This is a genomic window from Nocardioides rubriscoriae (genome assembly GCF_008087085.1).
GTDB lineage: Bacteria > Actinomycetota > Actinomycetes > Propionibacteriales > Nocardioidaceae > Nocardioides > Nocardioides rubriscoriae.
Genome location: NZ_VIYJ01000009.1, coordinates 270,096 through 282,218, shown reverse-complemented (window position 1 = coordinate 282,218; position 12,123 = coordinate 270,096). Strand labels below are relative to the sequence as shown.

Genomic DNA, 12,123 nt, shown 5'->3' with positions numbered 1-12,123 from the left:
GGCGGTCCGTCCACAGGGGGAGGGCCGGATGGAGTTCGGCGGAGGAGGTGATGTCTGGAGGTTCGTCGTAGTCGTAGCAGCTGTGGGATCTGTGGAGGAAGGACGTTCGTGCAGGTCGCTGCGCTCGATCGCCGTGCACAGGGCCTGTGGAGGACGGAGCGACGAACCGGCGGCGGCTGTGCACCGGGACCGGGCCTGGGGGCCGGGCTCCCGGGTTGTCCCCAGATCCTCCCCGTGTAGTTCGGACCCTGGAGGCCCCTGGGTGCACAGGCCGGCGCGGTCGGTGGGGCCGGCTCGGCTCAGGACTGGCGGGCCTGCATCTTGACGCGGTTGGTGAGCTCGCTGACCTGGTTGAAGACGGCGCGCCGCTCCCCCAGGAGCTGGTTGATCTTGCGCTCGGCATACATGACCGTGGTGTGGTCGCGGTTGCCGAACTGGGCGCCGATCTTGGGCAGGGAGAGGTCGGTGAGCTCGCGGCACAGGTACATCGCGATCTGGCGTGCGATGACGAGGTGGCGGCCGCGGCTGGGGCCGGTGAGCTCCTCGATGCTGAGCCCGAAGTAGGCGGCGGTCTGGGCGATGATCAGCGGCGCGGTGATCTCGGGCTCGCCGCCCTCGGGGATCAGGTCCTTCAGCACGATCTCGGCCAGGGTCATGTCGACCTCCTGCCGGTTGAGGTTGGCGAAGGCCGTGACGCGGATCAGCGCCCCCTCGAGCTCGCGGATGTTGGTCTGGATCTTGGAGGCGATGAACTCGAGCACGTCCGGCGGTGCCGTGAGCCGGTCCATCGCCGCCTTCTTGCGCAGGATCGCGATGCGGGTCTCGAGGTCGGGGGGCTGGACGTCGGTGATCAGGCCCCACTCGAAGCGGTTGCGCAGCCGGTCCTCGAGCGCCTCGAGCCGCTTGGGTGCGCGATCGGAGGTCAGCACGATCTGCTTGTTGGCGTTGTGCAGCGTGTTGAAGGTGTGGAAGAACTCCTCCTGGGTCTGCGTCTTGCCCTCGAGGAACTGGATGTCGTCGATCAGCAGGACGTCGACCTCGCGGTAGCGGCGCTTGAACCGGTCCTGGCGGTCGTCGCGGATCGCGTTGATGAACTCGTTGGTGAATTCCTCGCTGGAGACGTAGCGCACCTTGGCCCCGGTGTAGAGGCTGCGCACGTAGTGGCCGATGGCGTGGAGGAGGTGGGTCTTCCCGAGCCCCGAGTCGCCGTAGATCAACAGGGGGTTGTAGGCCTTGCCGGGGGCCTCGGCGACGGCGACGGCGGCGGCGTGCGGGAACCGGTTGGACGAACCGATGACGAAGGTCTCGAAGGTGTACTTGGGGTTGAGCCGCGTCTCGAGCGCCGACTTCGTCTGCTCGTGGCCCTGGTCGGTGCGGTCGGTGCGGTCGGCCCGGTCGGTGCGGTCGGTGCGGTCGGCCCGGTCGCGGGGCAGGCTCCCGAAGTCCGCGTAGCCGTCGCCCGCCACCGCCATGTCGATGGAGCGACTTGTCGACTCTTCGACGACCTGGCGGGGCGCCTCCTCGGGGATGACCGTTCCGAGGTCGGGGTTGACCGTCACCGCGATGCGGATGTCGTGGCCGAAGTGGACGGTCAGCGCTTCCTCGAGCTGGTTGCGCAGCCGTCCCTCCAGCTGCGAGCGTGTGAAGTCGTCGGGCACCGCGACGATGGCCGTCGTCTCGTGCAGGTGGACCGGCTGGCTCTGGCGCAGCCAGGCCTGCTGGTGCGGTTGGAGGTCGGCGACCACCGTCGACCACGCCGCCTCGAGGGAGGGCCGGTCGGGTCCGGGGACCTCGTCGGGGTCGGTTCCGAGGCGTCCGTTGTCGTCCACAGTCAGGGTGCTCCGCTCGTCTTCATGGTGCCCGGGTGAACTGTTCCACAGGTTTGTCCACAGGGTGTGAACCGGGACCGGCTGCTGTGGAGGAACTGCGCCGGGGAACCTTCCACCGCCAAGCCGACAACTGTTTGCGCAGGTCAGCGGCCCTGTGACGGCCGAGACGACCGCCGTCGTCGGCTGTCGCGACAACGGTGGCGCGGGGAGGGTGGGGAAGCCCGATGCCCTGAAACGTAACCCGCCTGCCGGACGCCGGGCAACCCTTCATCCACAGGCAGGGCGCTACGCGACGGGCGTGGTTTGACCCTGTCTCCAGCCAGCGCGTACCGTTGGTTGGTCACAAGGCGTCGAAGGGTGCCGTCAGGGCCGTGTCGTCAGCACCCCGGTGCTCGCAGACAGGGTCTGGACAGGCACGCGATGCCGGTGGCCGCGACTGTACGACACCTGCGCTACGTAGCGCGGGACCGACCAACGAAGGAATGCCGTGAGCAAGCGCACCTACCAGCCGAACAACCGTCGCCGTCACAAGGTGCACGGCTTCCGCCTCCGCATGCGTACCCGCGCCGGCCGCGCCATCCTCTCGGACCGCCGCCGCAAGGGCCGCAAGAGCCTGGCCGTCTGAGCCACCCGGCTCAGGCACCCAGGCTCTGCGCCCCGTCGCGGGCCTTCCGGTCCGGTCGTGCTGCCGGCAGCACACCGCGTCACCGACGCCGCCTCCTTTCGTGAGGCGACGCGGCGAGGTCGTCGCGCCTCCGGCCGGACCGTCGTCACCCACCTGCTCCTCGAGGCGCCGTCCGTCACCGGGCCCGGCGTGTCGTCGGCGCGGGTGGGTTTCGTGGTGAGCAAGGCCGTGGGCAACGCCGTGGTGCGCAACCGCGTACGTCGCCGCCTGCGGCACCTGGTCGCCGCGCGGTTCGACTGCCTCCCGGCCGGAGCGGTCGTGGTGGTGCGTGCCCTTCCGGCGGCCGCGGCGTCCCCGGGGGCGCAGCTGGCCGCTGACCTCGACTCGTGCCTGCGTCGTCTGTCGTTGCTCCGTCCCGAGGTCCTGGTGTGAAGCACGTCCTCATCGTTGTCCTCAAGCTGTACCGGCTGCTGATCAGCCCGCTCTACGGCCAGGTGTGTCGCTACTACCCCACGTGCTCGGCGTACGCGCTCGAGGCCGTCGAGGTTCACGGAAGCATCAAGGGCTCCTGGCTGGCTGTGCGCCGTGTCGCGCGCTGCCACCCCTGGGCGCCCGGCGGTGTCGACAAAGTGCCACCCCGCGTGCCGCGCCCCCCTCGTCCCCCTGCCGCGCGTGGTCACCACCGCGGTAGTCCGACCCACCAGCAAGGAGCTTGATTCCGTTGGGTTTCCTCTCCGACATCGGCGGCTTCATCATGACGCCGCTCTACTACGCCATCTCGGGCATCCTGCTCGGTTGGCACGAGCTCCTGAGCACGTTCCTCGACCCTGAAGGCGGTCTGTCCTGGGCGCTGTCGATCATCGGGCTGACGCTGGTCATCCGGATCATGCTGATCCCGCTGTTCGTCAAGCAGATCAAGTCGCAGCGCAACATGCAGCTGATCCAGCCCAAGGTCAAGGAGCTGCAGAAGAAGTACGGCCACGACCGGCAGAAGCTGGGCGAGGAGACGATGAAGCTCTACAAGGACGCGGGCACCAACCCGTTCGCGTCCTGCCTGCCGCTCATCTTGCAGATGCCGATCTTCTTCGCGCTGTTCCGCATCCTCGACCAGGCCGCCAAGAACCAATCCGGGCGCGGCTTCCTGACCGACGCTCGCGCCACCGACTTCGCCGAGTCGAAGATCTTCGGCAAGATCCCGATCTCGGAGTCGTTCTGGGAGGCGCGGACCTGGGGCCCGACCCCGGACGCCATCGTGATGATCGTCGCGGTGATCCTGGTGATCTCGATGACGGCGACGACGTTCACGACCCAGCGCCAGCTGATGAGCAAGAACATGCCGGCCGACGCGATGAGTGGCCCGTACGCGCAGCAGCAGAAGCTGCTGCTCTACATCCTGCCCCTGGTCTTCGGCATCAGCGGCGTGGCCTTCCCGATCGGTGTCCTGCTCTACTGGACGACCTCGAACGTCTGGACCATGGGCCAGCAGTTCTACGTGATCCGCAACAACCCCGCGCCCGGCACGCCGGCGTTCAAGGCCAAGCAGGACCGTGACCGTGCCAAGGGCAAGGACCTGAAGGGGTCTGAGGAGCCCGGTGCCGCTGGCCCCTCGGGCGAGGCGGAGGGTGACCGTCGTCCATCGGTGCGTCCGCAGCCCAAGCGGCAGACCAAGGCGCAGCGTCAGTCCGGGCAACGTCCCGCGGGCGGCCCACCCCAGAACCCCAACCTGATCAAGAAGAAGCAAGGAGGCGGACGATGAGTGCGGACGCAGACATCCTCGGCGATGGCGTGACCGGTGACGACACCGAGCAGACGGTGTCCACGCAGGCAACCGAGCACGGCGAGGCACCGGTGGGTGAGGACTCTGCGCGGACGAGCCGGCTCGAGCTCCTGGAGCAGGAGGGCGACATTGCGGCCGACTACCTCGAGGAGCTGCTCGACATCGCCGACCTCGACGGCGACCTCGACATGGACGTCGAGGGCGATCGTGCTGCCGTGTCCATCGTCGGCGCCGACCTCCAGCAGCTCGTGGGTCGCAACGGCGAGGTGCTCGAGGCCCTGCAGGAGCTCACACGGCTCGCGGTCTACCGCGAGACTGGCGAGCGGTCGCGCCTGATGCTGGACATCTCCGGCTTCCGCGCGGAGCGACGGACCAAGCTGGTCGAGCTGGCCAACGAGACGATCGCGAGGGCCCGCGAGACCGGTGCCCCGCAGTCGCTTGAGCCGATGTCGCCGTTCGAGCGCAAGGTCGTGCACGACGCGGTGGCGGCTGCTGGACTCACGTCGGAGTCCGAGGGTGTCGAGCCGCGTCGGTTCGTCATCGTGCTGCCGGATTGACCCCGATGGCCGACGTTTCACGTGAAACACCTGCCCCGGCACCCCCTGCGCCCGACGAGGCGCGGGGGGTGTTCCCGTCTGAGCGCCTGGACCTGGCGCAGCGATACGCCGACCTGTTGGCGTCCGAAGGAGTTCTCCGAGGTCTGATCGGTCCCAGGGAGGCGCCGCGCCTGTGGTCGCGACACCTCCTCAACTCCGCGGTGCTCGAGGAGCAGGTCCCCTCGGGCGTCCGGGTCGCTGACATCGGCTCAGGTGCCGGACTGCCCGGCGTGCCGCTGGCCATCGCACGCCCGGACCTCAGCGTGACACTCGTCGAGCCGCTGTTGCGGCGCGCCACCTTCCTCGAGGAGGTGGTGGAGGAGCTGGGCCTGGACCAGGTGACCGTCATTCGCGCGCGTGGTGAGGACCTGCACGGATCCGACGCCGTCGCTCCGGGCTTCGACGTGGTCACCTCGCGCGCTGTGTCGTCGATGGCGCAGCTCGTCGACTGGTGCATGCCGCTGACTGCGCCGACCGGTGTCGTCCTCGCGCTCAAGGGCGTGAGTGCCGGCGATGAGATCACTGCCGCGCGGACGTCGCTGCGTGCCTGGGGCTGCGCTACCCCCGAGGTGCTGGAGCTGGGACGCGACCGGTTGTCCGAGACGACGTTCGCCGTGCGAGTCGCGTGGGGCGATCCATCGTCGGTAGGGTGGCCGCCACGTCGTCAGGCAGCCGGCCAGGGGCGTCAAGGACGCCGACGCCGCTAGGAGCGCCTTGCGAGGCGGGGTGGGCAGAGTTATCCACCGGTACTCCCCCGCCTGAGATGCCTAGTTATCCACAGTTTCCAGCAGGTTGTCCCCAGCCCGGCCTATCACCCCTGCAGGGACGCCCCCGGCGCCCTGCTGCATGTTTCACGTGAAACGGAGCGACCAGTGACCATCCCCTCGGGACCGAACCCCCCCGCCCCCCGCACCGCAGGGGACCTGGCGTCGCTCGATGACGCCTACGACACCGAAGCCACCCCGCTCGCCCGGGCTGCGCAACACAGCCTGCTGGCCCGGCAGACTCGGACGACGCCCGGCCGAGCGGGCGTCGTGCCCCGGCCGCGCTCGACCCGGGTCATGGTGGTCGCCAACCAGAAGGGCGGGGTCGGCAAGACGACCACGACGGTCAACGTCGCCGCGGCGCTCGCCCAGCTCGGACAGCGGGTGCTCGTCATCGACCTCGACCCCCAGGGCAACGCCTCGACCGCGCTGAGCGTCGAGCACCGCCGCGGGGTCCCCTCGACGTACGACGGACTGGTGGAGGGTCGTCCGCTCGCCGAGATCGCGGTGCCCTGCCCGGACCTGCCGCACCTCTTCGTCGTCCCGGCGACCATCGACCTCGCCGGCGCCGAGATCGAGCTGGTGAGTGTGGTGGCGCGTGAGGGCCGGCTGCGCAAGGCCATCCACGGCCACCCCCTCGTGGTGACCGACGCGGCCGACGCGGCCGACGTCGAGGACCGCTTCGACTACGTGCTGATCGACTGCCCGCCCTCCCTGGGCCTGCTGACCCTCAACGCCCTGGTCGCCGGTGACGAGATGATGATCCCGATCCAGGCGGAGTACTACGCGCTGGAGGGCCTGGGCCAGCTGCTGGAGACCGTCGACATGGTGCGGGCCCACCTCAACCCGGACCTGGCCGTCACCACCATCCTGCTGACGATGTACGACGCCCGCACCCGCCTGGCTGCCGGTGTCGCCGAGGAGGTGCGGGGCCACTTCGGCGACCAGGTGCTGCGTACGGCGATCCCGCGGTCGGTGCGCGTGTCGGAGGCGCCGTCCTACGGCCAGACCGTGATGACCTACGATCCTGGATCGCCAGGTGCGCTGTCCTACTTCGAGGCCGCACGCGAGATGGCGACGAAGGGAGCTCGCTGATGGCTGCACCGACCCCCAAGCGTGGTCTGGGTCGTGGTCTGGGGTCGTTGATCCCCACCGCACCGCCGCCGACGCAGCACGGTCTGCCGGACGCTGCGGGCCCGGCTCAGGACGCCCCGGACGACAAGGCAACCGGCTCCGCCGGCGCGGGCAGCGCGGGCGGCGCCGCAGGCGCCTCCGGTTCCGCCCCCTCCGGGCTCGCCGCCGGGCTCGCGCCGGTCGAGGGCGCCTACTTCGCCGAGCTGCCGATCGAGCAGATCCGGCCCAACGCCGTGCAGCCGCGCCAGGTCTTCGACGAGGAGGCGATGAGCGAGCTGGTCCACTCCGTGAAGGAGGTGGGTCTCCTCCAGCCCATTGTCGTGCGCCTGAGCGGACCCGACGAGTACGAGCTCATCATGGGGGAGCGGCGCTGGCGTGCCTCCCAGCAGGCCGGGATGACCACCATCCCGGCGATCGTGCGTCAGACCGACGATGTCGACATGCTGCGCGACGCGCTCCTGGAGAACCTCCACCGCAGCCAGCTCAACCCGCTCGAGGAGGCTGCGGCCTACCAGCAGCTCCTCGAGGACTTCGCGTGCACCCACGAGGAGCTGGCGTCGCGGATCGGTCGCTCGCGGCCGCAGATCAGCAACACGATCCGGCTGATGCGCCTGAGCCCTGCCGTCCAGCGGCGCGTCGCGGCCGGCGTGTTGTCGGCCGGCCACGCCCGCAGCCTGTTGTCGGTCGAGGACGCCGACCTCCAGGACCGCCTGGCGCAGCGGGTGGTGGCCGAGGGCATCAGTGTCCGGGGCCTGGAGGAGATCGTCGCGGTCGCGGACGGCGAGCTCGCCGGCCGTACGACGCGCCAGGTACGTCGCAAGCCGACCGCACCCGGCCTGGTCGACCTCGCCGAGCGGCTCTCGGACCGCCTGGAGACCCGGGTCAAGGTCGACCTGGGTCAGCGCAAGGGCAAGATCACCGTCGAGTTCGCCTCGCTCGACGACCTGCGCCGCATCGTCGACACCATCGACCCGCGCAACCGTGAGGACCGCCCGATCTGAATCGCTATGTCGACAAACTGACACGTCGACATAGCGCTAGATCTTCAACGTCAGCCCTCGGACGCTTTGTCGGCCCGACGGGCTGCGCGCTTGGCGGCCCGGGCCCGCTTCTCCTCAGCGTCGAGACGCTCGGCCTCGGCCGGGGTGGGGGCGCTGCCGCCGTACGACGCCGGCAGCCACCACGACCCGAGCGGCTGCTCCTCGGCGGGGTAGGTCCGGATGGTCTCGTCGAGCAGCGACGACATCACGCGGTGCAACGCCTCGGTCTCGGCGGCGGGGTCCTCGCCGGTCGGGTACATGGGCGGCGCGACCCGGATCGCGATGGTCTTGCCGCGCGAGAAGTCGCGCTCGTGGTCCTTGGTCATCATCCGCTGGGTGCCCCAGAGGATCACCGGCACCAGCGGGACCCCCGCCTCCGCGGCGATGCGGACGGCACCGTTCTTGAACTCCTTGAGCTCGAAGGACCGGGAGATGGTCGCCTCGGGGAAGATGCCGACGGCCTCGCCGGCGCGCAGGTACTCGAGCGCCGTGCGCATCGACTGGGTGCCGGCCCCGCGGTCGACCTCGATGTGGTGCAGCGAGCGCATCAGCGGCCCGGTCAGCGTGTGGTCGAAGAGCTCGCGCTTGGCCATGAACCGCACCTTGCGACCCGAGGGGTTGGCGGCCAGGCCGCCGTAGATGAAGTCGACGTAGCCGATGTGGTTGACCGCGAGCAGCACCCCGCCGGTGCGCGGGACGTGCTCGGTGCCGCTCATCTGGAAGTTCTGGCCGAGCAGCCGGAAGGCCGTCTTGGCCGCGACGATGATCGGCGGGTAGGTGATGTCACGCATGGCTGCCACTCCTGGGACACAAGGGGGTGCGGGGATGTCGACCCCGAGGGTGACAGACGCGGGGTCGCGCCGTCAGCGTCGGGTCGCCAGGAAGTCGGCGATCCGGCCGATCGCCTCCTCGAGCATCACGACGTCGGGCAGGGTCACCAGCCGGAAGTGGTCGGGGGCCGGCCAGTTGAACCCCGTGCCGTGGGTGACCAGGATCTTCTTGGCGCGCAGCAGGTCGATGACGAACGCCTCGTCGTCCTCGATGGCGTAGACCTCGGGGTCCAGGCGGGGGAAGCAGTACAGCGCGCCACTGGGCTTGACCGAGGAGACCCCCGGGATCTCGTTGAGCAGCCGGTGGGCCAGCATGCTCTGCTCGTAGAAGCGGCCGCCGGGGACGATCAGCTCGTTGATCGACTGGTAGCCGCCCAGCGCCGTCTGGATGGCGTGCTGGGCCGGCACGTTGGAGCACATCCGCATGTTGGCGATCAGGGTGAGGCCCTCGATGAAGTCGGTGGCGATCTCCTGCGGGCCCGAGATCATCACCCAGCCGGCGCGGTAGCCGCAGACCCGGTAGGCCTTCGACAACCCCGAGAACGTCAGGCACAGCACGTCGGACCCGGCCGAGGCGGCCGCGTGGTGGTGCACGGCGTCGTCGAACAGGATCTTCTCGTAGATCTCGTCGGCGAAGACGACCAGGTCGTGGCGTCGGGCGATGTCGACCAGGCCGTCGACGATCTCCTTGCTGTAGACCGCGCCCGTGGGGTTGTTGGGGTTGATGATCACCAGCCCGTGGGTGTTCTCGGTGATCTTGGACTCGATGTCGGCCAGGTCTGGGTTCCAGCCGTTGGCCTCGTCGCACAGGTAGTGCACCGGGGTGCCGCCGGACAGCGTGACCGCACCCGTCCACAGCGGGTAGTCGGGCGCGGGCACCAGGATCTCGTTGCCGTCGTCGAGGAAGGCCTGCAGCACCATCGAGATCAGCTCGGAGACCCCGTTGCCGATGAAGACGTCGTCGACGGCGGTCTCGCGCAGCCCCCGCTGCTGGTAGTACTGCGCGACCGCGGTGCGGGCCGAGAAGATGCCGCGCGAGTCGCTGTAGCCCTGCGAGTGCGGCAGGTGGTGGGCCACGTCGGCGAGGATCGCCTCGGGCGCCTCGAAGCCGAACGGCGCGGGGTTGCCGATGTTGAGCTTGAGGATGCGGTGACCCTCGGCCTCGAGACGCTGGGCCTCGACCAGGATCGGACCCCGCACGTCGTAACGTACGTCGTGCAGCTTCTTGCTCTGACGGATCTGGCGCACCGGGTCATCCTGACAGGTCGACGGGGTCGTCTACGCTCGGGTTTCATGACCCGCCGGATCGTGCGGCTCACCCCCGACCGCCTCGCCGACCTGGGGCACGCCGGCGTGCCGTGTCGCGCGTGCGTGCGGTGGGAGCTCGACCCCGTACGCCGCGGGCGTCTGGTCACCGACGCCGAGGCCGCCGCCGAGAAGGACGCCTGGCTGTCCCGGGTCCTGCGCGACTGGGGCTCGTGCGGGCGCGTCGCCGTCGTCGACGACGTCGCGGTCGGCTACGTCGCGTACGCCCCGCCGGCGTTCGTGCCCGGCGCCGCCAGCCACCCGACGGCGCCGGTGTCGGCCGACGCGGTGCTGATGACGATGGCCTACGTCGCGCCCGCCCACGCCGGGGCGGGGATCGGGCGGATGCTGGTGCAGTCGATGGCCGCCGACCTCGTCACGCGGGGCGGCATCCGGGCCGTCGAGGCCTTCGGCGACACCCGCGGTCGCACGGACCACCCGGGTCGGTGCGTGGTGGCGTCCGACTTCCTGGCCCACGTCGGCTTCCGGACCCACCGGCCCCACGCCACGACACCGCGCATGCGCATGGAGCTGCGCTCCGCGCTGACCTGGAAGGACGAGGTCGAGGCCGCCCTGGAGCGGTTGGTGGGGGCGGTGCGGCCCGCACCGGCCCCGGTGCCCCACCTGCGCCAGACGCAGCAGACCCCGGACACCTGACGGCGTCCGGGGTCTGCCGGTGCCCACGGATGGGCGTGGGACCAGCTCAGCCGGTGAACTCCTCGAGCTCCTTGAGCAGCGCGGCCTTGGGGCGGGCGCCGACGATGCTGCGCACGACCTGGCCGCCCTGGTAGACGTTGATGGTCGGGATGCCGGTCACGCGGTACGACGACGGCGTGACGGGGTTCTCGTCGACGTTCATCTTGAGGAACTTGATCTTCTCGCCGTGCTGCGTGGCGATCTCGTCGAGGATCGGGGCGACCTGGCGGCAGGGGCCGCACCACTCCGCCCAGAAGTCGACGAGCACGGGGAGCTCGGACTGCAGGACCTGGGTGTCGAACTCTGCGTCGGTGACGGCTGCGATGTTGGCCACGGGAATTCCCTTCGAGGTTTGTGTGGTGGGTTAACGCGAGGTGGGGCCGAGGTGTTCCCGCACGGTCACAGGTCGAGCGCGGCCTCGGCGTCGGCGCGCTGCTTGGCCTCGGCCCCCGAGGCGGCGACGTGGTCGAGCTCGGCGAGGTAGCGCTCGGCGTCGAGCGCCGCGGCGCAGCCGGTGCCGGCCGCGGTGATGGCCTGGCGGTAGATGTGGTCGACCAGGTCGCCGGCGGCGAACACGCCGGGCAGGTTGGTCGAGGTGCCGGGGTGACCCGCGAGGACGTAGCCGTTGTCGTCGAGGTCGACCTGCCCCTTGAACAGCTCGGAGCGCGGGTCGTGGCCGATCGCGATGAACAGGCCGGTGGCGTCGAGGTCGCGGGTCTGCCCGGTCACGGTGTCGCGCAGGGTCACCGACTCGAGGCTCTCGGTGCCGTTGATGGTCTCGACCACGGAGTTCCAGACGATGTCGAGCTTGGGGTCGGCGAACGCGCGCTCCTGCATGATCTTGGAGGCCCGCAGCTCGTCGCGGCGCACGATGAGCGACACCTTCGACCCGAAGCGGGTCAGGAAGGTCGCCTCCTCGATGGCCGAGTCGCCGCCGCCGACGACCGCGATGTGCTGGTCGCGGAAGAAGAAGCCGTCGCACGTGGCGCACCAGGAGACACCGCGACCGGAGAGGGCGTCCTCGTTGGGCAGGTCGAGCTTGCGGTAGCCCGAGCCGGTGGCCAGGATCACCGCGCGGGCGGTGTAGGTGTCGGTGGCGGTGCGCACGACCTTGACGTCACCGGTCAGGTCGACGGCCACGACGTCGTCGGGGATGAGCTCGGCGCCGAAGCGCTCGGCCTGGGCGCGCACCTCGTCCATCAGGGCCGGGCCCATGATGCCGTCGCGGAAGCCCGGGAAGTTCTCGACCTCGGTGGTGTTCATCAACGCGCCACCGGCGGTCACCGAGCCCTCGAAGACCAGGGGCTCGAGGCTGGCACGGGCGGCGTAGACCGCCGCGGTGTAGCCGGTGGGCCCGGATCCGATGATGATGACGTTGCGGGGCCCGGCGTCGGGCGTCTCGGTCGCGGACTGCGTCATGCGGGGCGGGTCTCCTCGAGCTGGCGGGTGGGGCGTGCGTACATCCGGCACAACCGATCGTAGGTGAGCAGCATTCCGCCCGTCCCGTGGTGCCCGTGACGGTGACCG

At 70.0% G+C, this 12,123-nt stretch carries 14 protein-coding genes; 9 read left to right on the top strand and 5 right to left on the bottom strand.

The features are described 5' to 3' along the window. Positions 1–299: 299 nt before the first annotated feature. On the bottom strand, positions 300–1,745 hold the full coding sequence (dnaA, locus tag FZC61_RS17520; protein ID WP_246142768.1) for a chromosomal replication initiator protein DnaA: 1,446 nt from the start codon (positions 1,743–1,745) through the stop codon (positions 300–302). 571 nt (positions 1,746–2,316) lie between these two features. On the opposite strand from dnaA, the gene rpmH reads away from it, so the two are divergent. From rpmH to FZC61_RS17480, 8 genes are all read left to right on the top strand, one after another. Continuing rightward, positions 2,317–2,454, top strand: coding sequence for a 50S ribosomal protein L34 (rpmH, locus tag FZC61_RS17515; protein WP_134765807.1), 138 nt, complete (start codon positions 2,317–2,319; stop codon positions 2,452–2,454). Between the two features lie 57 nt (positions 2,455–2,511). Further along, positions 2,512–2,886: a ribonuclease P protein component gene (rnpA, locus tag FZC61_RS17510; protein ID WP_148615447.1), complete on the top strand. Its 375-nt coding sequence runs from the start codon at positions 2,512–2,514 to the stop codon at positions 2,884–2,886. Then, positions 2,841–3,170 (top strand): membrane protein insertion efficiency factor YidD, encoded by a 330-nt coding sequence (gene yidD / locus FZC61_RS17505; protein WP_425465826.1) that lies wholly within the window; start codon positions 2,841–2,843, stop codon positions 3,168–3,170. Before rnpA ends, yidD begins: the two co-directional genes overlap by 46 nt. A 5-nt stretch (positions 3,171–3,175) precedes the next feature. Then, the gene (gene yidC / locus FZC61_RS17500) at positions 3,176–4,210 is read left to right on the top strand and encodes a membrane protein insertase YidC (RefSeq protein WP_148615445.1); all 1,035 of its coding nucleotides are present in this window, start codon (positions 3,176–3,178) and stop codon (positions 4,208–4,210) included. Continuing rightward, the gene (locus tag FZC61_RS17495) at positions 4,207–4,788 is read left to right on the top strand and encodes a Jag family protein (RefSeq protein ID WP_148615444.1); all 582 of its coding nucleotides are present in this window, start codon (positions 4,207–4,209) and stop codon (positions 4,786–4,788) included. Before yidC ends, FZC61_RS17495 begins: the two co-directional genes overlap by 4 nt. Positions 4,789–4,856: 68 nt before the next feature. After that, on the top strand, positions 4,857–5,534 hold the full coding sequence (rsmG, locus tag FZC61_RS17490) for a 16S rRNA (guanine(527)-N(7))-methyltransferase RsmG (protein WP_246142760.1): 678 nt from the start codon (positions 4,857–4,859) through the stop codon (positions 5,532–5,534). Positions 5,535–5,861: 327 nt separating this feature from the next. Next, complete coding sequence (locus tag FZC61_RS17485; RefSeq protein WP_342780339.1) at positions 5,862–6,686, top strand: ParA family protein; 825 nt, start codon at positions 5,862–5,864, stop codon at positions 6,684–6,686. After that, positions 6,686–7,726, top strand: coding sequence for a ParB/RepB/Spo0J family partition protein (locus FZC61_RS17480; RefSeq protein ID WP_148615441.1), 1,041 nt, complete (start codon positions 6,686–6,688; stop codon positions 7,724–7,726). The genes FZC61_RS17485 and FZC61_RS17480 overlap by 1 nt, the downstream gene beginning before the upstream one ends. 50 nt (positions 7,727–7,776) lie before the next feature. Here FZC61_RS17480 and FZC61_RS17475 read toward each other — a convergent pair whose 3' ends face one another. Both FZC61_RS17475 and FZC61_RS17470 read right to left on the bottom strand, forming a co-directional pair. Next, positions 7,777–8,556 (bottom strand): lysophospholipid acyltransferase family protein, encoded by a 780-nt coding sequence (locus FZC61_RS17475; protein WP_148615440.1) that lies wholly within the window; start codon positions 8,554–8,556, stop codon positions 7,777–7,779. 72 nt (positions 8,557–8,628) lie between these two features. Next, complete coding sequence (locus FZC61_RS17470) at positions 8,629–9,843, bottom strand: pyridoxal phosphate-dependent aminotransferase (protein WP_148615439.1); 1,215 nt, start codon at positions 9,841–9,843, stop codon at positions 8,629–8,631. A gap of 45 nt (positions 9,844–9,888) precedes the next feature. Here FZC61_RS17470 and FZC61_RS17465 point away from each other — a divergent pair, with 45 nt between their 5' ends. After that, the gene (locus FZC61_RS17465; protein ID WP_148615438.1) at positions 9,889–10,557 is read left to right on the top strand and encodes a GNAT family N-acetyltransferase; all 669 of its coding nucleotides are present in this window, start codon (positions 9,889–9,891) and stop codon (positions 10,555–10,557) included. A 46-nt stretch (positions 10,558–10,603) separates the two neighbouring features. On the opposite strand, the gene trxA is transcribed toward FZC61_RS17465, so the two are convergent. Both trxA and trxB read right to left on the bottom strand, forming a co-directional pair. Then, positions 10,604–10,930, bottom strand: coding sequence for a thioredoxin (trxA, locus tag FZC61_RS17460; protein ID WP_148615437.1), 327 nt, complete (start codon positions 10,928–10,930; stop codon positions 10,604–10,606). A 65-nt stretch (positions 10,931–10,995) separates the two neighbouring features. Then, positions 10,996–12,015 (bottom strand): thioredoxin-disulfide reductase, encoded by a 1,020-nt coding sequence (trxB, locus tag FZC61_RS17455; RefSeq protein ID WP_148615436.1) that lies wholly within the window; start codon positions 12,013–12,015, stop codon positions 10,996–10,998. Between the last annotated feature and the right edge of the window lie 108 nt (positions 12,016–12,123).